24 protein-coding genes are annotated in these 20,372 nt (G+C 72.8%); 9 read left to right on the forward strand and 15 right to left on the reverse strand.

What is annotated here, in order from left to right:
• From ACYVPE_RS15290 to ACYVPE_RS15305, 4 genes are all read right to left on the reverse strand, one after another.
• Nucleotides 1-579 (reverse strand): FtsX-like permease family protein (locus ACYVPE_RS15290; RefSeq protein ID WP_461034196.1); only part of this gene is annotated, 579 nt, incomplete at its 3' end.
• 9 nt (nt 580-588) lie between these two features.
• Nucleotides 589-1,368, reverse strand: a complete 780-nt coding sequence (locus ACYVPE_RS15295) for an ABC transporter ATP-binding protein (RefSeq protein ID WP_461034120.1) — start codon at nt 1,366-1,368, stop codon at nt 589-591.
• Between the two features lie 483 nt (nt 1,369-1,851).
• Complete coding sequence (locus tag ACYVPE_RS15300) at nt 1,852-2,082, reverse strand: FitA-like ribbon-helix-helix domain-containing protein (protein ID WP_461034121.1); 231 nt, start codon at nt 2,080-2,082, stop codon at nt 1,852-1,854.
• Between the two features lie 32 nt (nt 2,083-2,114).
• Nucleotides 2,115-2,504 (reverse strand): ATP-binding protein, encoded by a 390-nt coding sequence (locus ACYVPE_RS15305; RefSeq protein WP_461034122.1) that lies wholly within the window; start codon nt 2,502-2,504, stop codon nt 2,115-2,117.
• A 146-nt stretch (nt 2,505-2,650) separates the two neighbouring features.
• Between ACYVPE_RS15305 and ACYVPE_RS15310 the strand changes: the two genes are divergently transcribed.
• Both ACYVPE_RS15310 and ACYVPE_RS15315 read left to right on the forward strand, forming a co-directional pair.
• Entirely contained in the window at nt 2,651-3,502 is an 852-nt protein-coding gene (locus tag ACYVPE_RS15310) for a Scr1 family TA system antitoxin-like transcriptional regulator (protein ID WP_461034123.1), read from the forward strand.
• A 10-nt stretch (nt 3,503-3,512) separates the two neighbouring features.
• Nucleotides 3,513-3,701 (forward strand): DUF397 domain-containing protein, encoded by a 189-nt coding sequence (locus tag ACYVPE_RS15315; RefSeq protein ID WP_461034124.1) that lies wholly within the window; start codon nt 3,513-3,515, stop codon nt 3,699-3,701.
• Here the strand turns inward: ACYVPE_RS15315 and ACYVPE_RS15320 are convergent.
• Complete coding sequence (locus ACYVPE_RS15320) at nt 3,634-4,344, reverse strand: response regulator (RefSeq protein ID WP_461034125.1); 711 nt, start codon at nt 4,342-4,344, stop codon at nt 3,634-3,636. The two genes, ACYVPE_RS15315 and ACYVPE_RS15320, sit on opposite strands and share 68 nt — an antisense overlap.
• Entirely contained in the window at nt 4,341-5,510 is a 1,170-nt protein-coding gene (locus ACYVPE_RS15325) for a sensor histidine kinase (RefSeq protein ID WP_461034126.1), read from the reverse strand. Before ACYVPE_RS15325 ends, ACYVPE_RS15320 begins: the two co-directional genes overlap by 4 nt.
• 133 nt (nt 5,511-5,643) lie before the next feature.
• Here ACYVPE_RS15325 and ACYVPE_RS15330 point away from each other — a divergent pair, with 133 nt between their 5' ends.
• Both ACYVPE_RS15330 and ACYVPE_RS15335 read left to right on the forward strand, forming a co-directional pair.
• On the forward strand, nt 5,644-6,564 hold the full coding sequence (locus ACYVPE_RS15330) for an ABC transporter ATP-binding protein (protein WP_461034127.1): 921 nt from the start codon (nt 5,644-5,646) through the stop codon (nt 6,562-6,564).
• On the forward strand, nt 6,561-7,349 hold the full coding sequence (locus ACYVPE_RS15335; protein ID WP_461034128.1) for an ABC transporter permease: 789 nt from the start codon (nt 6,561-6,563) through the stop codon (nt 7,347-7,349). The genes ACYVPE_RS15330 and ACYVPE_RS15335 overlap by 4 nt, the downstream gene beginning before the upstream one ends.
• Before the next feature lie 37 nt (nt 7,350-7,386).
• Here the strand turns inward: ACYVPE_RS15335 and ACYVPE_RS15340 are convergent, their stop codons facing one another.
• The 3 genes from ACYVPE_RS15340 to ACYVPE_RS15350 are packed head-to-tail and all read right to left on the reverse strand — an operon-like array spanning nt 7,387 to nt 8,933.
• Nucleotides 7,387-7,962, reverse strand: coding sequence for a Fic/DOC family protein (locus ACYVPE_RS15340; RefSeq protein ID WP_461034129.1), 576 nt, complete (start codon nt 7,960-7,962; stop codon nt 7,387-7,389).
• Entirely contained in the window at nt 7,959-8,309 is a 351-nt protein-coding gene (locus ACYVPE_RS15345) for an antitoxin VbhA family protein (RefSeq protein WP_461034130.1), read from the reverse strand. Before ACYVPE_RS15345 ends, ACYVPE_RS15340 begins: the two co-directional genes overlap by 4 nt.
• A gap of 42 nt (nt 8,310-8,351) precedes the next feature.
• On the reverse strand, nt 8,352-8,933 hold the full coding sequence (locus ACYVPE_RS15350) for a TetR/AcrR family transcriptional regulator (RefSeq protein ID WP_461034131.1): 582 nt from the start codon (nt 8,931-8,933) through the stop codon (nt 8,352-8,354).
• 86 nt (nt 8,934-9,019) lie between these two features.
• On the opposite strand from ACYVPE_RS15350, the gene ACYVPE_RS15355 reads away from it, so the two are divergent.
• Nucleotides 9,020-9,652, forward strand: coding sequence for an NAD(P)-dependent oxidoreductase (locus tag ACYVPE_RS15355; protein WP_461034132.1), 633 nt, complete (start codon nt 9,020-9,022; stop codon nt 9,650-9,652).
• A 91-nt stretch (nt 9,653-9,743) separates the two neighbouring features.
• Here the strand turns inward: ACYVPE_RS15355 and ACYVPE_RS15360 are convergent, their stop codons facing one another.
• From ACYVPE_RS15360 to ACYVPE_RS15370, 3 genes are read right to left on the reverse strand one after another with little or no spacing between them, the layout of a single operon-like run.
• Nucleotides 9,744-10,580, reverse strand: coding sequence for a sugar phosphate isomerase/epimerase family protein (locus ACYVPE_RS15360; RefSeq protein WP_461034133.1), 837 nt, complete (start codon nt 10,578-10,580; stop codon nt 9,744-9,746).
• On the reverse strand, nt 10,580-11,755 hold the full coding sequence (locus ACYVPE_RS15365; RefSeq protein WP_461034134.1) for a dihydrodipicolinate synthase family protein: 1,176 nt from the start codon (nt 11,753-11,755) through the stop codon (nt 10,580-10,582). Before ACYVPE_RS15365 ends, ACYVPE_RS15360 begins: the two co-directional genes overlap by 1 nt.
• A gap of 12 nt (nt 11,756-11,767) precedes the next feature.
• Nucleotides 11,768-12,928, reverse strand: a complete 1,161-nt coding sequence (locus ACYVPE_RS15370) for a Gfo/Idh/MocA family protein (RefSeq protein ID WP_461034135.1) — start codon at nt 12,926-12,928, stop codon at nt 11,768-11,770.
• 122 nt (nt 12,929-13,050) lie between these two features.
• Here ACYVPE_RS15370 and ACYVPE_RS15375 point away from each other — a divergent pair, with 122 nt between their 5' ends.
• On the forward strand, nt 13,051-14,136 hold the full coding sequence (locus ACYVPE_RS15375) for a LacI family DNA-binding transcriptional regulator (protein WP_461034136.1): 1,086 nt from the start codon (nt 13,051-13,053) through the stop codon (nt 14,134-14,136).
• 103 nt (nt 14,137-14,239) lie between these two features.
• Here ACYVPE_RS15375 and ACYVPE_RS15380 read toward each other — a convergent pair whose 3' ends face one another.
• The 3 genes from ACYVPE_RS15380 to ACYVPE_RS15390 all read right to left on the reverse strand — a co-directional run bounded on the left by ACYVPE_RS15380 (nt 14,240) and on the right by ACYVPE_RS15390 (nt 16,765).
• On the reverse strand, nt 14,240-15,025 hold the full coding sequence (locus ACYVPE_RS15380) for an ABC transporter permease (RefSeq protein WP_461034137.1): 786 nt from the start codon (nt 15,023-15,025) through the stop codon (nt 14,240-14,242).
• The gene (locus tag ACYVPE_RS15385; RefSeq protein WP_461034138.1) at nt 15,022-15,996 is read right to left on the reverse strand and encodes an ATP-binding cassette domain-containing protein; all 975 of its coding nucleotides are present in this window, start codon (nt 15,994-15,996) and stop codon (nt 15,022-15,024) included. The genes ACYVPE_RS15380 and ACYVPE_RS15385 overlap by 4 nt, the downstream gene beginning before the upstream one ends.
• A gap of 97 nt (nt 15,997-16,093) precedes the next feature.
• Nucleotides 16,094-16,765 (reverse strand): DUF4097 family beta strand repeat-containing protein, encoded by a 672-nt coding sequence (locus tag ACYVPE_RS15390; RefSeq protein ID WP_461034139.1) that lies wholly within the window; start codon nt 16,763-16,765, stop codon nt 16,094-16,096.
• Nucleotides 16,766-16,987: 222 nt separating this feature from the next.
• On the opposite strand from ACYVPE_RS15390, the gene ACYVPE_RS15395 reads away from it, so the two are divergent.
• The 3 genes from ACYVPE_RS15395 to ACYVPE_RS15405 are packed head-to-tail and all read left to right on the forward strand — an operon-like array spanning nt 16,988 to nt 20,371.
• On the forward strand, nt 16,988-17,722 hold the full coding sequence (locus ACYVPE_RS15395; RefSeq protein WP_461034140.1) for a helix-turn-helix domain-containing protein: 735 nt from the start codon (nt 16,988-16,990) through the stop codon (nt 17,720-17,722).
• Nucleotides 17,723-17,778: 56 nt separating this feature from the next.
• Nucleotides 17,779-19,833, forward strand: coding sequence for an ATP-binding SpoIIE family protein phosphatase (locus ACYVPE_RS15400; protein ID WP_461034141.1), 2,055 nt, complete (start codon nt 17,779-17,781; stop codon nt 19,831-19,833).
• Between the two features lie 34 nt (nt 19,834-19,867).
• Nucleotides 19,868-20,371 (forward strand): NUDIX domain-containing protein, encoded by a 504-nt coding sequence (locus ACYVPE_RS15405; protein WP_461034142.1) that lies wholly within the window; start codon nt 19,868-19,870, stop codon nt 20,369-20,371.
• The last annotated feature ends 1 nt before the right edge of the window (nt 20,372 follow it).

The raw sequence follows: 20,372 nt of genomic DNA on the forward strand, positions 1-20,372 counted from the left end.
GCCCGCGGTGCGCAGCCGGGCCCGCGGGCCCCAGCCGCCGGCCGCCGCCTTCGCGGCCCGCCGCACCGCGAGGAACGCGGCGCCGGCCGAGGCGAGCAGGGTGACGCCGAAGCCCGCCGAGAGGGCGATCGGCCCGAAGGCGTGGTCGACGTCGGGGGCGACCTGGTCCGTCTCCTGGAACATGTCGAGGAGCAGCCGGCCGCCGAGCATCGCGGGGCCGATGGCCAGCGCGGTGCCGAGCACCGCCACCAGGACCGCCTCGCCCATGATCATCCGCTTGACCTGGGCCGGGGTGGCCCCCGACTGGCGGAGCAGGGTGATCTCGGAGAGGCGCTGCCGCACGTTCACCGTGAGGGTGGAGGCCACGGCGAAGAACACCAGCAGTGTGCCGTACCCGCCGACCACGCCGGCGCTCAGGCTGAGCGTCTCGGCGCTGGTGTCGTCGATCCCGGTGGCGGCCGCCGTGTCGTGCAGGGAGTTGAACGCCATGCTGATCGCGGCGCCGAGAAACGTGGCGAGCAGGGTGCCGATGAAGCGCCCCGGGCGCTTCTTGACGGACCGGATGGCCAACTGGAGCATGATCATGGCTCAGACCCCCGCCGCCACGACGTCGCCCAGGTGCGCGAGCCGCTCCGCCACCGCGTCCGCGGTGGGCGCGGCCATCGAGCCGGCCAGCCGGCCGTCGGCCAGGAACACCACGGAGTCGGCGTGGGAGGCGGCGACCGGGTCGTGGGTGACCATCACCACGGTGCGGCCGTGCGCCGCGACCACCTCGCGCAGCAGCTCCAGCACCTCGCGGGCGCTGCGGGTGTCGAGCGCGCCGGTGGGCTCGTCCGCGAAGATCACGGAGGGCTCGGCGACCAGCGCCCGCGCGATGGCGACCCGCTGCCGCTGCCCGCCGGAGAGCTGGTCGGGAAAGTGACCGAGCCGGTCGGCGAGGCCCACCTGGGCGAGGATGGTGCGGGCCTTCTCCCGGTTGACCCGGCGGCCGGCCAGCCGCAGCGGCAGCGTGGTGTTCTGCAGCACGGTGAGGGTCGGCAGCAGGTTGTACGACTGGAAGACGAAGCCGATCCGGTTCCGCCGGAACTTCGTCAGCTCGGCCTCGGTGCCGCCGGCCAGCTCGGCGCCGTCCACCACGACCACGCCGTTGTCGGGCCGGTCGAGCCCGGCCGCGCACTGCAACAGCGTCGACTTGCCGGAGCCCGAGGGCCCCATCACCGCGGTGAAGCTGCCGGCCGGCAGGCTCAACGACACGTTGTCCAGCGCCGTGACGGCACTCTCCGCGTCCCCGTACACCTTGCTGACCCCGACCATCCGCAACGCCTCCGCGCTCCGCGCCGGCCCCGGCCCGCCACTCCGACGAAACATCGCTCTGCCTCTCCCTGTGCTCCGCTTCCGACGCCCCCGGGCGCCGCACCTACGAAGCTACGGACGGCCCGCCTCCGCCACATTGGGCCCACGGCCCGAACCCGGGGTGTACCTGACACCACCCCCCTACGCCGCCTGAGCCCCCGGCGGAGGCCGGCTACGTGTGACGACGCGGCTCGTACGGCCGCTGCAACGCCCGGTCACGCCACTGCTCCAGCCCGGGGCACCGCCGTTCCGGCGACGGAGCGAAGAGCTGTCCGCAGCCGAAGCACAGCATCCAGCCGCTCTCGGCATCGGCTTCGCGGCGGCCGCCACAGAGCGGACAGCTCCCCATCAGGGACCTCCTGGCTCAGGCGTGATGAGACTCGGTGAACGTCTCGATGGGACACCGCGCTCGGCCGGCGCGGCCGCGCTCATGCATGGCTTCTCCCACCGGACCGGCGTCCGCCACCAGGTGCACGCCGGCACCCGCGTCCACCACGATCACGTGCGCTCCCGCCCCGACTCGATGTCGGCAAGCAACTCGCTCGTCGACAGCCGCGCGGTCACCCGGTCCCTGATGCGTGCGATGACGTCCTCGGTGGTCGGGGGGGCCACCGCTTCCTCCAGCAGGGTCCGGGCGTACGCCTGGAGGGACTGCCGGTTCCTGACGGCCCTTGTCTTCAGCTCAACAAACGCCTCGTCGGACAGATCCCGAACGTGGAGAGTAGCCATGCGACAAGAATGGTCGTGTGGCGAGCGCAGTGCTAGCTCAGCTCGAACCACACCCGCTTCCCGAGCGGCGAGGCGGCAACGCCCCAGTCGGCGGCGAGCAGTTCGACCAGCAGCAGGCCCCGACCGTTCTCGTCGCCGGCCGCCACGTCGCCCGCGCGGCGGGCCAGGGGGTGGTGCGCGGACTCGTCGTAGGCGGCCACCAGCACGCGACCAGCGTCGATCGTGGTCTCGACGGTGACGAACGGAACGTCCGTGTGGGCGAAGACGTTGGTCACGATCTCGCTGGTGAGGAGTCGGGCGTTGTCCGCCAACGCGCCATGCCCGGTGTGGTCGAGCAGCCGGACGACATGGTCCCGCGCCAGCTTCGCGGTGTCGACGGCGTTGGGGGCGGTGAGCCAGTACGAACGAAGGGGTTGGATCATCGGTTTCCCTCCCGGACCCTTGGATATCCAGAAGGCTAACCCTGAAGACCCAGCTTGTTAGCCCTAGTTCACCCTTTCCAGTGACCAAGTAGACCCAATCTGATTGGGTCGTCCATGCTGGCCTGGACGGAAGGGAAAGGAGCCGCATGGCATCCAGGAAGGCACCGACCGCCCGACAGCGGCGCATCGGCACGGAGTTGCGGCGGATGCGCGAGCACGCCGGCTTCTCCATCGCCGAGGGAGCGGCCCTGTTGGGCACCGATCGAACCAACATCTCGAACCTGGAGGGCGCGCGCTTCGGCGTGAGCGCGGAGCGGGTCAAACAGTTCGCCGCGAACTACAACTGCCCCGATTCCGCCTACGTCGAGGGGCTTGCTGCCATGGCCGCCACCCGCGTCCGAGGGTGGTGGACGGAGTACCGGGGGGTGCTGCCCGCCGGCGCGGTCGACCTGGCCGAGCTGGAGTACCACGCGCGCCGGCTGACCGTGGTGGAACACCTGCACATTCCCGGCCTGTTGCAGACGGAGGAGCACGCCAGAGCGGTGCTGCGCCTCGCCATCCCCCAACGTTCGGACGTCGAACTCCTCAGGCGGCTCACGCACCGCATGAAGCGCAAAACTGTCTTCGAACGCGACGAGCCCACGCCCTGCGTCTTCCTCGTCCACGAAGCGGCGCTGCGCATGCGTCTGGGCGGGACGGACGTCCAACGACGGCAGCTCGACCGCCTGTTGGAGGAAGGCGAGCGTGACCACATCACCCTGCTCGTCATCCCCTTCGCCGCCGATGGCTACGCGGGGGCAGGCAGTTCCATCACGCTCGCGGCCGGCGCGGCGCCCAAGCTGAATACGGTGCAGCTTGACAGCCCCCACGGCGTCGTGTTCCTCGACGGTGAGGCGCAGTTGATCCGGTACCGGACTACGCTGGAGCGCATGCGTGAGAGCGCGCTGTCGCCATCGGAGTCACGCGACTTCATCCGCACTGTGCGAGACGAGCTGTGAAAGGCGAACCATGCCCGCCTCCCCCTGGCAGAAGTCCTCGTACTCCAACGAGGAAGGCAACTGCGTCGAACTCGCCATAGCCCCGGCCGCCCGCCTGCTCATACGGGAGAGCGACGCGCCCGACACCGTGCTCACCGCGAGCCCCGCCCGGGTCCGGGCGTTGCTGCGTCGCCTGAAGGACCCGCGGAGCGCCGCGTGACGAGTCCTGACTCGTAGGCGGCGATGACGAGTTGTACCCGGTCGCGCGCGCCGAGCTTGGTCAGCAGGCTGGCGACGTGGGCCTTGGCCGTGCCGGGGCTGATGTGGAGGCGGGCGGCGAGTTCGGCGTTGGTCAGGCCGGTGGCGACCAGGGTCAGGACCTCGCGTTCGCGAGCCGTGACGCCGGGCAACTCGGCGGCCGCCGGGGGCGGTTCCACCCGGTGCGCGGCGATGTCGGCGATGAGGCGGCGGGTGACGCTCGGCGCGATCAGCGCGTCGCCGGCGGCGACGATCCGCACGGCGGCGAGGATGTCGTCCAGGGCCGTGTCCTTGACCAGGAAGCCGCTCGCGCCGGCGCGCAGCGCCGCGTAGACGTTGGCGTCCTCGTCGAAGGTGGTGAGGATGAGGACCCGGACCGTCGGCAGTTCGGCCGTGAGCAGTTGCGTCGCCTCGATGCCGTCCATCCGCGGCATCCGGATGTCCATCACCACCACGTCGGGGCGGAGTTCCCTGGTCTGCCGCACCGCCTCGGCGCCGGTGCCCGCCTCGCCGACCACGTCGAGGTCGGCGGCGCCCTCGATCACCATGCGCAGGCCGGCGCGGACCAGTGGCTGGTCGTCGGCGAGCAGGACGCGGACGGTCATGAGGCCGGGACGGGGATGCGGGCGGCGACCAGGAAGCCGCCTTCGGGGCGAGGCCCGGCGCTGAACCGGCCGTTCAGGAGCTCGACCCGCTCCCGCATACCGGCGATGCCGTAGCCGGCGCCCGCCGTCCCGCCGGGGCCGACGCCGTCGTCGTCGATCTCGACGCGCAACTCGTCGTCCCGGCGGCGGATCGTCACCCGGCAGTGGTCGGTGCCGGCGTGCCGCGCCACGTTGGTCAGCGACTCCTGGACGATGCGGAACGCGGCCTGGTCGACGGCCGGCGGCAGCGCGTGCCGCTCCCCGTGCCACCGCACGTCCACCCGTACGCCGGCGCGCGCCGTCGTCGTCACAAGCCGGTCCAGGTCGGTAAGGCCGGCGAGCGGGCCCGGCGACTCCGAGCCCACCGGCTCGCGTTCGGGCTGACGCAGCAGGTCGAGCAGGTGCCGCAGCCCGCGCAGCGTGTCCCGGCTGGTGACCTCGATGGCGTCGAGCGCGCCGCGCGCCTGTTCCGGGCTGCGGTCGAGCACCCGGCTGCCGGCGCCGGCCTGGATGGCGATGACGCCGACGCTGTGCGCGACCATGTCGTGCAGTTCGCGGGCGATCCGCAGCCGCTCCGCCGTCAGCGCGTCGGCGGCGGCCCTGGCCTGGAGGGCGGCCGCGTACTCTCGGCGCTGGCGGACGGACGTGCCGACCAGCCAGGCGAGCAGGACGCACAGGGCGAGGCCGGCGCTGAGGCCGAGGAAGCCGACGGCCAACGCCCGGTCCGTGCCGCCCTCCCTGACCAGGTCGGTCTGGAGCGCGGCCTCGGAGACGACGAGCGTGCCGGCCGCCGCGACCAGGCCGGACCGTGGCGACTCGACGGCCGCGACGCGGCCGGCGAGCACGGCGGCGATGACGACCAGGAACCAGGTCCGCTCGGCCGGGACCCCGAACGCGGCCGCCCCGGCCACCTCGGCGAGCACCACCCCGAGCACCGGCGCCGGCCGGCGCCACGCCCACCCGAGCGCCACCGCCGCCACCTTCTCCGTGAGCGGCGCGCCCGTCGTCGCGGCGAGCAGGAGACCGAGCACGGCCGCCGCGCCCCACGGCGCCGCTCCGCGCACGGCCGGCGGCACCCGCTGCGGCAGCGGGACGACGGGGCCATCGGCGATGAGCTGGGAGGACACGCGCCGATCGTAGGCAGCGGGCGACCGGTCAGGCATCGTCCGGGAGGCGTATGCCTCGGGGCCAACCCGGCTCGCGTGGTTCGGGCCCGGCGGCCGATGCGGCGCGGGCCCGGGCTCGGGAACCGTGGTCCTGGTGATCGAAGTCAACGGACTGACCAAGCGCTACGGCGACGTGCTCGCCGTCAACGACCTCACCTTCACGGTGCGGCCCGGTCTCGTCACCGGGTTCCTCGGCCCCAACGGCGCCGGCAAGAGCACGACGCTCCGCATGATCCTGGGCCTGAACCGGCCCACCGCCGGGACCGCCACCGTCGACGGACGGCCCTTCGCCGAACGACAGGGCGGGCTGCGCCACGTCGGCGCGCTGCTCGACGCGGGCGATGTGCACCCGGGTCGGAGCGCCGGCGCGCACCTCGCCGCGCTGGCGCGCTCGAACGGGCTGCCCGCACGCCGGGTGGCCGAGGTGCTGGACGAGGTGGGCCTGGCGGGGGTGGCGCGGCGCCGCGTCGGCGGGTTCTCGCTCGGCATGCGGCAGCGGCTCGGCATCGCGACCGCGCTGCTCGGCGATCCGCCCGTGGTGATGTTCGACGAGCCGCTCAACGGGCTCGACCCGGAAGGGGTGCGGTGGGTGCGCGGCTTCTTCCGGCGGCTGGCGGCCGAGGGGCGCACCGTGCTGGTCTCCAGCCACCTGATGAGCGAGATGGAGAACACCGCGGACCGGCTGGTGGTCGTCGGCCGGGGCGAGTTGATCGCGGACGAGACCGTCGCCGAGTTCGCGGCGCGCGGCACCGGCCGGGACCGTGTCACGGTCCGCGCCGCCGACCAGGAGACCGAACCGCTCGCCGCCGCGCTGACCGCCGAGGGCGCCACCGTCCGCGCCGAACCCGGCGGCGCGCTCGACGTGGTGGGGCTGCCGGCCGCCCGGATCGGTGAACTCGCCCTCCTGCACCGGATCCCGCTGCTCGAACTCACCCCGCTCGCCATCTCGTTGGAGGAAGCGTTCATGGAGCTCACCGCCGACCGCGCCGAGTACCTGGCGGGTGAGCGTCGATGACCTTCCGCGACGTGCTCGCCGCCGAGTGGATCAAGCTCTGGTCGCTGCGCTCGAACCGCTGGCTGCTGGGACTCGGCGCGGTGGCCCTGATCGGGATGGCTGCGCTGAACGCCCACAGCACCTACCAGCAGTGGCCTGACTTCGGGCCCGTCCAACGCGCCCGCTACGACCCGATGTCGGAGGCGTTCAGCGGCTTCTCGGTGGTCGTGCTGATGACCGGGGCCGGCAGCGTGGGCGCCCTGACGATCGTCGGCGAGCACGCCACCGGGCTGATCCGCACCACGCTCACCGCCGTGCCGGCCAGGCACCGGGTGATGGCCACCAAGGTGGCGGTCCTGGCAGGGGTGTTGCTCGGCGCGGGTGCGGTCGTGTCGCTGGGCGCCTTCGGCGTCAGCCAGGCCATCGTGTCGGGCCGGGGCGTCGGGCTCTCCGTCACCGATCCGGGTGTGGGGCGGGTGTTGGCGGCCCACGCGCTGCTGGCCCCCGTGTCGGGCCTCGTCGGGCTCGGCATCGGCGCGCTGGTGCGGCACACGGCGGGCTCGGTGGTGGCGGCGTGCGCGGCCCTCGTCCTCGTGCCGGGCTTCTTCAAGCCGAGCGTTCACCAGTGGGCCAACGACCTGTACGGGCTGTTCCCCTACTACGCCTGGCGCAGCACGCTCTCCCTGCTCCACCCGCGCGACTCCCCCGCCCTCCCGTCGATCGCCGAGTCCTGGCTGGCCTACGCGGCGTGGCCGCTGGTCGCCGCCGCGCTGGCGGTGACGGTCGTGAGGCGGCGCGACGTGTGACGGGTGCGAAGTCCGGCTGCGCACGGCCGATGCCAGATCACGTCGGCTTGTCGCCGACGAGTTCGTCAAGCAGGAGCTCCAACGGGCCGTTGTCCCCGAGGAAGCTCTTGACGGAAGCCTCCGTGTTCTCGGCCGCCGACAGGAGGGACCACCGGAGTGACCAGCCAGCCTCGTTGGCAAGCTGAGCGAGGAAGGCACGCTGGGCACGCCCGTTCCCCTCTCGGAAGGGATGAAGGGCATTGACGTCGCCGTAGAGCGCGGCAAGCTCCTTCACGAAGACGGGGCGCGACAGTCCGCGTAACCAACTGGCGGACCTGAGCCGGCCGAAGACCTCGTCGGCGTACGCGCGGATGTTGCGCGCCGGGCAGAAGGGGGTCCACTTCGTGATGTCGATCGTGCGGAGCTCCCCTGCCCAGGGGTAGACGTCACCGAAGATCGTGGCATGAAAGCGCTGGAGATGAGCGAGGTCATAGGTTCCGGGCAGCGGCCGAGAAGACAGGATCGCCAGCCGGGCGCGCGAGATGTCCGCTTCGGCCTCGCTCAACGCCACGGCGTCGGTGATATCGAGCCGGTTCCGCAGGGCGCCGCTCGGCAACAGATACGGGTCGGTCATCCGGCTCGCCGCTGCTCCTGGCCCTGGTGTCGCGCGATCGCGCGGGCGACCATTTCGTCACCCGAGATCTCTCCCCGCACATAGGCGTCCGCGTCCCGGTCCGCGGCGGCCGAGGTCCGGAGGCCCTCCGCAGCGACCGAACCGGTGGCCGATTCCACCGCCAGTCGCCTTTCCCGCCTGTCGACGAGCGCCTCGAAAGCCTCCACCGACAGCAGCACACCCTGCGGCTTGCGGTGTGCTCCGATCAGCACCGGCTCGGCGTCGGGCCCGGCGGCGGTCAGCTCGGCCAGTATGTGCGACAGGCCCTTGCGCGCGTCACCAACCGTTACCACCTCGGGAATCTCCATAACTCAACCCTACCCTGAATCTGTACAAAAAGGCGTACAGCTTCACCCGGCACAGAGCGGGGCGACGACCGCGCGGGCCAGCGACTCGGCGCGGGAGCGGGGGGCGGGGGCGGCGTCGGGGCCCTCGGCGTAGCAGCGCAGGAACGCCTCCATGAAGCAGGATCCGACGAGCAGCGCCGCGGCCGCGTCCGGGTCGGCGTCCGCGGCGATGCGGCCGCGCGCCTGCTCCTGCCGCAGGTAGTCGGCGAACCCCGCGACCGGGCGGTCGGGGCCGCCGCCGTGTCTGGCCATCGCGTCGCGGTGGTTCGCCATGCGCTGCGGGTCGGCGAGGAGGGCGCCGAGCATCGGGATGGAGCGCTGGTAGAAGTCGAGGAGCGCGTGGGCGAACTCGGTCAGGTTGCCGACGACGTCGCCCTCGCCCGGCCGGACGGCGGTCCGGGACAGGCCGGGCAGGCGCTCCTGGAGGACGGCGAGCAGCAGGCCCTCCTTGTCGCCGAAGTACTTGTAGAGCGTCGGCTCCGACACGTTCGACGCCCGCGCTATCTCCTTGGTCGTCGCCTGTGCCACGCCCCTGGTTCTGAGGATCTCCGCCGCGGCGTCGAGGATCCGCTCTCGCGTGCTCACGGGGTCAACCTTCCCACGCTTGACAGGTTAGTGAACACTAGCCCACCCTGGGGCTAGTGTTCACTAACCCTCCCCGGGAGGCAACCATGCGCATCACCGTCTTCGGCGCCACCGGCGGCACCGGGCAGCACCTCGTGCGGCAGGCGCTCGACGCCGACCACCACGTCACGGCCGTCGTCCGCGACCCGGCCAGGCTCGACGTGGCCGACCACCCGAGCCTCGACGTCGTGACCGCCCCGACGCTGGACGCCGACGCGATCACCGCCGCGCTCGACGGCCAGGACGCGGCCGTCTCCACGCTCGGGCGGCGGTCCGGAGGCGACCCTTCGGTCTGCGCCGACGGCGCCCGCGCGATCATCGCGGCGATGCGGAAGACCGACGTCCACCGGCTGGTCGTCGTCACCGCGAGCGGCCACGTCGTGGACGCCGGCGACGGCCCCGTCACCCGCGCCGTGTTCAAGCCGCTGCTGGGGCGGTTCCTCCGCGTCAACTTCGAGGACTTCGCCCGCACCGACGACCTCGTCCGCGCCAGCGGCCTCGACTGGACGATCATGCGGCCACCGCGCCTGACCAACGGCAGGCCGCGCCCCTTCCGCACCGACCTGGACCGCAACGTCCGCGGCGGCATCACCATCGCCCGCACCGACCTGGCCCGCGCGATCCTCGACACCCTGGCCGACCCCGACACGGCGGGCCACACCGTGGGCCTCGGCTACTGAGCAGGAGACGCCGCGCGCCGGCGCCAGTCCGCCCCGCCCGGGGGTGTACGTCCCGTCACCCCGGGCAGGGCGGAGTCTCAGCGGTGGTGCCTCATAGGGTGTGCTCGCGGTAGCGGGCCACGGTCTCGGCCAGCACCTCGCGGCCGTCGCGCGCCCACAGCCCGTCGTTGAAGATCTCGACCTCCACAGGCCCGGCGTAGCCGGCGGACTCGACCTCGCGGCGGAACCAGCGGAAGTCCACCGCGCCGTCGCCGAGTTGGCCGCGGCCTGTGAGGACGCCCGCCGGCAGCGGGGTGGTCCAGTCGGCGAACTGGAAGCAGTGGATGCGGTCGCCCGCGCCGGCGCGGGCGATGCCGGCGGCCACCGTGTCGTCCCACCACAGGTGGTAGGTGTCGACGACGATCCCGACCTGCTCGGCCGGGAAGCGCTCCGCCAGGTCGAGGGCCTGGGCCAGCGTCGACACCACGCAGCGGTCGGCCGCGTACATCGGGTGCAGCGGCTCGATGGCCAGCCGGACGCCGCGCTCGGCGGCGTACGGCGCCAACTCGGCCAGCGCGTCGGCGATCCGCTCCCGCGCGCCCACCAGGTCACGGCTGCCGGGCGGCAGTCCGCCGGAGACCAACACCAGGGTGTCGGTGGCCAGTTCGGCCGCCTCGTCGATGGCCGAGCGGTTGTCGGCCAGGGCGGCGGCCCGCTCGGCCGGGTCGATCGCGGTGAAGAAGCCGCCCCGGCACAGCGAGGTGACGGCGAGCCCCGCGTCCCGGATCAGCCGGGCCGCCGCGGCCAGGCCGTACTCGGCGACCGGCTCCCGCCAGAGGCCGACCCCGGGGACGCCCAACTCCACGAGGCCCTTGACCAGTTCGGGCAGGGACAGCTGCTTGACGGTCATCTGGTTGACCGAGAAGCCGGTCAGCTCGGGGTCGCACATCAGGCACTCACCCCGTACAGCGCCAGCAGCCGCCGCATCCGGGACTCGGCGAGCTCCGGGTCGGGGAACAGGCCGAGTCCGTCCGCCAGTCGGTAGGCGGTGACGAAGTGCGGCAGCGAGCGCGCCGACTGGAGGCCGCCCACCATGGTGAAGTGCTCCTGGTGCCCGGCCAGCCAGGCCAGGAACACCACGCCCGTCTTGTAGAAGCGGGTCGGCGCCTGGAACAGGTGCCTGGACAGCGGCACCGTCGGGTCGAGCGCGGCCCTGAAGCCCGCCACGTCGCCGGTGTCCAGCGTCCGCACCGCCTGCGCGGCCAGCGGCCCGAGCGGGTCGAAGATGCCCAACAGCGCGTGGCTGAAGCCCTGTTCGTCGCCCGCGATCAGCTCGGGGTAGTTGAAGTCGTCGCCCGTGTAGCAGCGCACCCCGTCCGGCAGCCGGCGCCGCAGCTTGATCTCCCGCTGGGCGTCGAGCAGCGAGACCTTCACGCCGTCCACCTTGTCCGGGTGGGCCGCGATGATCTCCACGAACGTGTCGGTGGCCGCGTCCAGGTCCTCGCCGCCCCAGTAGCCGGCCAGCGCCGGGTCGAACATCGGGCCGAGCCAGTGCAGGATCACCGGCTCGGCGGCCTGCCGCAGCAGCCGGCCGTAGACCTCGGCGTAGGCGTCGGGCCCGGCGGCCGTGGCGGCCAGCGCCCTGGAGGCCATCAGGATGGCCTGCGCGCCGGTCTCCTCGACGACCGCGAGCTGCTCCTCGTACGCCGCCAGCACCTTGTCCAACGTGGCGGGCCCGGCCGGGAGTTGGTCGGTGCCGACGCCGCAGGCGAGCCGGCCGCCGACCGCCTTCGCCTCGGCGCCCGAGCGGCGGATCAGCTCGGCGGCGCCGGCCCAGTCAAGGCCCATGCCGCGCTGCGCGGTGTCCATCGCCTCGGCCACCCCGAGGCCGTGCGACCACAGGTGCCGGCGGAAGGCCAGCGTGGCGTCCCAGTCGACGGCCGCCGGTCCTTCCGGCGTCACGTCGGCGTACGGGTCGGCGACGACGTGCGCCGCGGAGTAGACGATCCGGGAGGCGAGCGACGGCCTCCCGGCGGGATCGAGGACGGCGGGGTCGAGGACGGCGGGCTCGGCACGCGGCGCGTACTCGGCCGACGCGCCCGTCTCGTCGGGCAGTCGAATCACGGCGCGCCCCCTCTACAGGCCGAGCTCGGGCACGATGAGCCGGCGGCCCTCGGCAGACGACCGCAGGCCGAGCTCGGCCAGCTGCACGCCCCGCGCGCCCGCCAACAGGTCCCAGCTGTACGGCTCGTCGAGCGCCACATGGCGCAGGAACAGCTCCCACTGCGCCTTGAAGCCGTTGTCGAACTCCTCGTTGTCCGGCACCTGTTGCCACTGGTCGCGGAAGACCTCGGTGGCCGGCAGGTCCGGGTTCCACACCGGCTTGGGGGTCGCGGAGCGGTGCTGCGCGCGGCAGTTGCGCAGGCCGGCGACGGCCGAGCCCTCGGTGCCGTCGACCTGGAACTCGACCAGCTCGTCGCGGTTGACCCGCACCGCCCAGGAGGAGTTGATCTGGGCGATCGCGCCGCCGGCCAGCTCGAAGACGCCGTAGGCCGCGTCGTCGGCGGTGGCCTGGTACGGCTTGCCCTGCTCGTCCCAGCGCTCCGGGATGTGGGTGGCGGCCAGCGCCTGCACGGTCTCCACCCGGCCGAAGATGTCGTGCAGCACGTACTCCCAGTGCGGGAACATGTCGACGACGATGCCGCCGCCGTCCTGGCTGCGGTAGTTCCAGGAGGGGCGCTGCGCGTCCTGCCAGTCGCCCTCGAAGACCCAGTAGCCGAACTCGCCGCGGATCGACAGGATCCGGCCGAAGAACCCGCCGTCCACCAGCCGCTTGAGCTTGCGCAGCCCCGGCAGGAACAGCTTGTCCTGCACCACGCCGTGCTTGACGCCGGCGTCCCGCGCCTGCCTGGCGAGTCGCAGCGCGCCGTCGAGACCGGTGGCGGTGGGCTTCTCGGTGTAGATGTGCTTGCCGGCGGCGATCGCCTTGGTCAGCGCCTCCTCGCGGGCCAGCGTGACCTGCGAGTCGAAGTAGATGTCGATGCTGTCGTCGGCGAGCACCGCGTCCAGGTCGGTGGTCACGGCCGCCGGGTCGAGGCCGTGCCGCTCGGCCAGCGCGCGCAGCGCGTGCTCGCGGCGCCCGACCAGCACGGGCTCGGGCCAGAGCGCCGTGCCGTCGCCCAGGTCGAGGCCGCCCTGCTCGCGGATCGCGAGGATCGAACGGACCAGATGCTGGCGGTATCCCATCCGCCCGGTGACGCCGTTCATGGCGATCCGGACGGTCTTTCGCGTCGTCATTCCCCTGCCTCCCACACGGCCTGCTTCCGCGCCCTCTGAGTCGCCCCCGATCCAGTAAGCGCTTTCTATCCAGGGAGACGCTAACCTCTCCCCACCGGCTTGGACAAGTGTGGGAGCAGAGCATGTCCGTAACGCTCGCGGATGTCGCGGCCCGCGCTGGGGTGTCCGCGGCGACCGTGTCGCGCGTCCTCAACGGCAACTACCCGGTCGCGGGCGAGACCAGGAGCCGGGTGCTGCGCGCGGTCGAGGAGTTGGAGTACGTCGTCAACGGCCCCGCCTCGGCGCTGGCCGCCGCGACGTCCGACCTGGTCGGGGTGCTGGTCAACGACATCGCCGACCCGTTCTTCGCGGTGATGGCGAGCGCCGTCCAGTCCGAGATGGGACCGGGCAGCGACGGCGGCGGTCCCGGCGGCCGGGAGCCGCGGAACCCGCAGATGATGGCCATCATCTGCAACACCGGCGGCTCCCCGGAGCGCGAGCTCACCTATCTCACGCTGCTGCAGCGCCAACGCGCCGCCGCCGTGGTGCTCACCGGCGGCACGGTGGAGGATCCGGCGCACAGCGAGGCGCTGGCCACCCGCCTGCGGCGGCTCTCGGACGCCGGCACCCGGGTGGTGCTCTGCGGCCGGCCGCCGCTGCCCGGCAGCGACGCGCTCACCGTCACGTTCGACAACCGCGGCGGCGCGCGGCGGCTCACCGAGCATCTGCTCTCCCTCGGCCACCGGCGGCTCGGCTACCTGGCCGGACCGGCCGCCCGCACCACCACCAGGCACCGTCTCGAGGGCCACCACGTGGCGCTCGCCGAGGCCGGGCTCGCCGGCGAGGCGGCGCTCACGGTGCACGGCGCGTACGACCGGGCGGCCGGCTACGACGGCACGTTGGAGCTGCTGCGGCGCGAACCGCGGCTGACGGCGATCCTGGCGGCCAACGACACGGTGGCGCTCGGCGTCTGCGCGGCGCTGCGGGACCGGGGGCTGCGGATCCCGGAGGACATCTCGGTCACCGGCTTCGACGACCTGCCGTTCGCCGTCGACGCCACGCCCGCGCTGACGACCGTCCGCCTGCCGCTGGCCGACGCGGCGGCCCGCGCCGGGCGGCTGGCGCTCGGCCACGAGGCGTCGCCGGCGGGCGGCGTCGCCACCTACCACGCCGACCTGATGGCCCGCGCCTCCACGGCCCCGCCGCGGAGTCCTGCGCGGACGGCGTAGGGCGGCATAGGACGGCGTAGGGCGGCGCACACCGACGGGTGTCGGGTGCGCCGCCCTGGGGGGTGGGACCGGCTGCGGGGCTCGCCCCGCGTCGTCACGCGGGTTACCTCGGGTCGCTGTTGAACTTCGCGGTCGACCAGAGGTAGCCGAGGACCGCGAGGCCGAGGCACCAGCCGACGGCGAGCCAGCCGTCGATGCCGATCTCGGTGCCGAGCAGTAGGCCGCGCAGGGTCTCGATGGCCGGGGTGAAGGGCTGGTACTCGGCGATCGGCTGGAACCAGCCCGGCATCGCGTCGACCGGGACGAAGGCGCTGGAGAGCAGCGGCAGCAGGATCAGCGGCATCGCGTTGTTGCTCGCGGCCTCGGCGTTCGGGCTGACCAGGCCCATCCCGACGGCGATCCAGGTGAGCGCCATGGCGAAGAGGACGAGCAGCCCGAACGCCGCCAGCCACTCCAGGACGGTGGCGTCGGTGGACCGGAAGCCGATGCCCACGGCGACGGCGCCGACGAGCACCACGCTGGCGACCGACTGGAGCACGCTGCCGATGACGTGCCCGACGATCACCGAGCCGCGGTGGATCGCCATCGTGCGGAAGCGGGCGATGATGCCCTCGGTCATGTCGTTGGAGACGGAGACCGCCGTCCCGATCACGGTGCTGCCGATGGTCATCAGCAGCAGTCCCGGCACGAGGTAGGCGATGTAGGCGGAGCGCCCGCCGCCGCCGATGCCCTGGCTCATGGTGCCGCCGAAGATGTAGACGAAGAGCAGCAGCAGCATGATCGGGGTGAGCAGCAGGTTCAGGGTGAGCGACGGGTAGCGCCTGGCGTGCAGGAGGTTGCGGCGCAGCATCGTGGCGGAGTCGCGGAAGGCAGGGGCGAGGGAGCTCATCGGACGGTCTCCTTGGGCTGGTTGGGCTGGTTGGGGATGTCGGCGGTGGTGCCGGTGAGGGCGAAGAAGACGTCGTCGAGGTCGGGGGTGTGCACGGTCAGCTCGTCGGCCTCGACGCCGGCCGTGTCCAACCGGTCGAGGACGGCGCGCAGTTCGCGCTGGCTGCCGTCGCTGGGGATCTGCAGCGCGAGCGACTCGTCGTCCCTGGCGGCGCCCGGCAGAGCGGTGGCGGCGCTCTGGTACGCGGCCGGGTCGGTGAAGCGGAGCCTGACGTGTCCGCCTGGGATGAGGCGCTTGAGCTCCTCGGCGGTGCCCTCGGCGGCGATCCGGCCGTTGTTGAGGACGGCGATGCGGTCGGCGAGTTCGTCGGCCTCCTCCAGGTACTGGGTGGTGAGGAGGACGGTGACGCCGTCGGCGACGAGCTCGCGGATGATCTTCCACATGTTGTGCCTGGAGCGCGGGTCGAGGCCGGTGGTCGGTTCGTCGAGGAAGATGATCCGCGGGTTGCCGACCAGCGTCATGGCGATGTCGAGGCGCCGCTTCATGCCGCCCGAGTAGGTGGCGGCGGGCTTCTTCGCGGCCTCGACGAGGTCGAAGCGCGCCAGCAGTTCTGCGGCGACCCGCCGCCCCTCGCGCTTGGAGAGGTGGTGCAGGTCGGCCATCAGGAGCATGTTCTCCTCGCCGGTGATCAGGCCGTCCACGGCGGAGAACTGTCCGGTGACGCCGATCGCGGCCCTGACGGCCTGCGGGTGGGTGGCGAGGTCGTGGCCGCCGACCCGGATCGGGCCGCTCGCCGGGTCGGCGGAGATGAGGGTGGTGAGGATCTGGACGGTGGTGGTCTTGCCGGCGCCGTTCGGGCCGAGCAGCGAGAAGATCGTTCCCTCGGGGACGGCGATGTCGACGCCGTCGAGGACGGTCTTGTCGCCGTAGGACTTGCGCAGCCCGTTCGCCGAGATGGCCGGGTCGGTCATGGGTGGTGCTCCGTTCTCACGCGTCTTACGGGTCGGGTGGTTCGAGTGGTTCGAGTGGTTCGGGTGGTTCGGGTGGTTCGGGTTGGGCTGGTGGGCGCTACAGGCTGCGGGCGGTGACGTCGCCGTAGGACGTGGTGGCGTGGATGGTGAGGTCGGCGGCGGCCCCTTCGGTGTTCCGGAGGGAGTTGCGGATCCGGCCGTGGCCGGTGCCGGCGTCCAGCGAGGCGGAGGAGCCGCGGGCGGCGCCGACCGTGATGTCGCCGGCCAGGGTGTGCAGGGTGAGGGCGCCGCGGACGGCCTCGGTGACCTGGAGGTCGCCCTTCTGGGTCGACAGCTCAGCGGCGCCGTCCAGGCGGCCGACGGTGATGTCGCCGGCGAGGAGGGTGAGGTGGGCGTTCGCGGTCTCGTCGAGCTTGACGGCGCCCTGCGCGGCGTCGAAGGTGACGTCGCCGAGCCGCCCCACGCCGCGGAGTTCGGCGCTGGCCGCCTTCGCCTCGACGCGGGAGCCGGCGGGCAGCTGGACGGTGACCTCGACGGCGCCCGAGGAGCCGAGGATCCGGTTCGTGGGCTCGGGGGTGGCGATCCGCAGGACGCCGTCGGCGTAGCTGACCTCTGTCCGTTCGGCCAGCTTCACGTCGCGGCCCTTGGCGGCGTTGGCGGGCAGGATCTCCACGGTGGTGTCGGCCCGGTCGGCGGCGATGAGCCTGATGTGCCCGGCGGGGATGTCCAGGACGGCGGAGACCGGGGCGGTGGTGTCGAACTTCTGCATCGTGCGCTCCTTCGAGGCGTTGTTTCCGATGACCGAAACGCTACGTTGCGTTCAGAGAACTGGCAACGAGCCTGTTGCATCGAAACGACATCACCGCAGGTAGATGCCTTAAAAACATTGCAACGACCTGGGAGCTAACGCAACAGAAACCCTCGCGCACGTTGCAATGACTGGCGGTGAACGCTACCCTGGGCGCACCCGAGGACCACGAAGGAGACCGCGATGCCGGGAGGCAGACTCACCCAGCAGGAACGCCAGCAGATCGCGCTGGGGCTGGCCGACGGCCTCGCCTACGCGGAGATCGCCAGACGCCTCGACCGCCCGACCTCGACCGTCACGCGCGAGGTGATGCGCAACGGCGGCCCCACCGCCTACCGCAGCGACCTCGCCCACCGCGCCACCGAACGGCGCGCCCACCGGCGTAGCGGGCGGGCGGCGCCCCGGGGGCCGCGGGCGGCCGGGCTGGCCCACGGGCGCGACGCGGAGGCGGTGCGCGGCTACGAGGAGCTGCTCACCACCGTCTTCATGCAGTCGGGCACGCCCAAGATGATGTCCCGGGTGCTGGCCTGCCTGCTGACCAGCGACTCGGGCAGCCTCACCGCGTCCGAGCTGGTCCAGCGCCTGGAGGTCAGCCCGGCGTCCGTCTCCAAGGCCGTCACGTTCCTCGACGAGCAGGGCCTCGTCCGGCGGGAGCGGGACGACCGCCGCCGCGAGCGCTACGTCGTCGACGACGACATCATGTACGACTCCATGATGGCCAGCGCCCGTGGCACCCTCGACGTCGCCGCGACCGCCCGCCAGGGCGTCGGCGTCCTCGGCGCCGGCACCCCGGCCGCCACCCGTCTGGAGAACATGGCGCGCTTTCTCGAGTTCATCTCCGAGAGCATCGCCCGCGCCGCCGACCAGGCCCGCGAGGTCCTGCACAGCGACCTCGAACCGGACCGGGACCGCGGCTGACCCGGCCGGCCGCCGGCCACCGGGCGGCCCGCGCTGGGCGCGGTTACGGTTGACGGGTGGGCTGGCTACCCGGACGTGGTGGACGGGGCGGCGTGCTGACGCTGCTGCTCGTCTGCATCGTGCTGGTCGGCGTCATCCAGGTGTACGACGCGGCGCTCGGGGGCCGGGTCAGATGGGCCGGCTTCACGGCGCTGGCGCCCGTCGTCGCCGGGGCGCTGCTGCCGCTCGGGCCGGCCGTGACCATCGCCGCGGTCGCGCTCGCCGCCGACCTGTTGGTCTACGGGCTGCTGGTCGGCGACGTCACCTTCGTCTCCCGGCTCTGGGCCGTGGCCGTCGTGGCGCTCGGCTCCGTGCTCGGCATCGTGGTGTGCCGGGTCAGGCTCGACCGCGAGGCGCGGGTCCGTGGGCTGACGATCGCCAGGGACCGGCTCAGCCTGTTGGGCGAGGCCAGCCAGCAGGTCGGTTCGACGCTCGACGTGACCAGGACCGCCGAGGAGCTGGCCAACGTGGCCGTGCCGCAGTTCGCCGACTTCGTCGTCGTCGACCTCTTCGACCCCGTGCTGCGCGGCGAGGAGCCGGATCCCGGGCCGATCAAGGGCGCGGTGCGGATGCGGCGCGTCGCCCACCAGTCGGTGCTGGAGGGCGTCCCAGAGGCGGTGCTGAAACCGGGCGAGCCGACCCACTACCCCGAGCAGTACATCCTGGCCCGCTGCCTGGCCGAGGGCCGGGCCGTGCGGGAGCCGATGCGGATCGGCGACCGGCAGCCCGAGTGGCTGGAGAAGGACGACGTCCGCGCCGAGCGCGCGCGGAAGTTCGGTTTCCACTCCAGCCTCGCCGTGCCGCTGCGGGCCCGCGGCACCACCCTCGGCGTCGCGGTGTTCATCCGGCACCGGCGCCCCGAGCCGTTCGACGACGACGACCTGCTGCTGTCCGCCGAGATCGGCGCCCGGGCCGCCGTCTGCATCGACAACGCCCGCCGCTACACGCACGAGCACCGCACCGCGCTCACCCTCCAGCGCAGCATGCTGCCCAGGCGGCTGCCCAGGCTGGCCGCCGTCGAGGTCGCGACCCGCTACCTGCCGGCCGGCGGCCAGGCCGGGGTGGGCGGCGACTGGTACGACGTCATCCAGCTCTCCGGCGCCCGGGTGGCGCTCGTCGTCGGCGACGTGGTGGGCCACGGCCTCTACGCCACGGCGACGATGGGCCGGCTGCGGTCCGCCGTCCGGACGCTCGCCGACATCGACCTGCCGCCCGACGAGCTGCTCACCCATCTCGACGACGTGATGATCAGGCTCCGCACCGAGACCGAACAGGACAGCCCGGGTGGGGAGTTCAGCGCCACCTGCCTCTACGCCGTCTACGACCCGGTCTCCCGGCTCTGCACCCTCTCCCGGGCCGGGCACCCGCTGCCGGCCCTGATGCTGCCGGACGGCCGGGTGGACCATATCGAGCTGCCGGCCGGGCCGCCGCTGGGCATCGGCGGGCTGCCGTTCGAGTCGGCGGAGCTGCTGCTGCCGGAGAACAGCATGCTGGTGATGTTCACCAACGGCCTGCTGGAGTCGCGCCGGGACGGCACCACCGGCGGCATCGACGAGCTGCGGCAGGCGCTGTCCGAGCGGTTCACCTCGCTCGACGACGCCTGCGACGCGCTGCTCAGGACGATGCTGGAGGAGGGTCCCAAGGACGACGTCGCGCTGCTGCTGGCCCGCACCCACGCGTTGGACGAGGCGCACGTGGCCACCTGGGACGTGGCGCCGGATCCGGAGTCGGTGGCCACGGCGCGCGAGCTGGCGGCCGAGCAGCTCGCCGAATGGGGGCTGGCGGACGCGGCGTTCACCACCGAGCTGGTGGTGAGCGAGCTGGTCACCAACGCCATCCGGCACGCCGGCGGCCCGATCCAGCTGCGGGTGATCCGCGAACACGGCCTGATCTGCGAGGTGTCGGACGGCAGCAGCACCTCCCCGCACCTGCGCCGGGCGCGGGTGTACGACGAGAGCGGCCGTGGGCTGTTCATCGTCGCCCAGCTCACGGAGCGCTGGGGCACCAGGCAGACCAGCAGCGGCAAGACGATCTGGGCCGAGTTCTCGCCGGACGCCACGCTCTCCGCATGACGCGTTGTCAGTGCCGCCTGGCAGGCTGGCGGGCATGAACGACGACACGACGCGACCGCTGGCCACCGGGCCGCTCGGCATGCGGCTGCTGGCCTTCGAACGCCTCCCTGAGGAGAGCGAGTTCACGGAGGCACCGGTCGGGTACAGCCTGGTGGCGCTGTGGCGAGGCGGTCGGGTGCTGCTGGTGCTGGAGCGCGGCCGCGGCTGCTGGGAGCTGCCGGGCGGCGGCATCGAGCCGGGCGAGTCGCCGCGGGAGGCGGCCGCCCGCGAACTGCGCGAGGAGGCCGGCCAGTCGATATCCCCGGCCGCGCTGCGCTTCGCCGGCTTCGCGCGGACGGCCTTCCGCGACAAGCCGGTGATGCGCGGCGCGGTCTTCCAGGCCGAGGCACCGGCCGACACGGTCGCCGCGTTCACACCGAACCAGGAGATCGCCGCCGTCACCTGGTGGGGCGGCGGCGAGCAGCCGCCGGGCGGGGTGTTGCAGACGGTCGACGTGTTCCTGTCCGAGCTACTGCGTCAAGGGCCTGGGGAGGCGTAGC

The organism is Streptomyces mayteni, assembly GCF_054783955.1.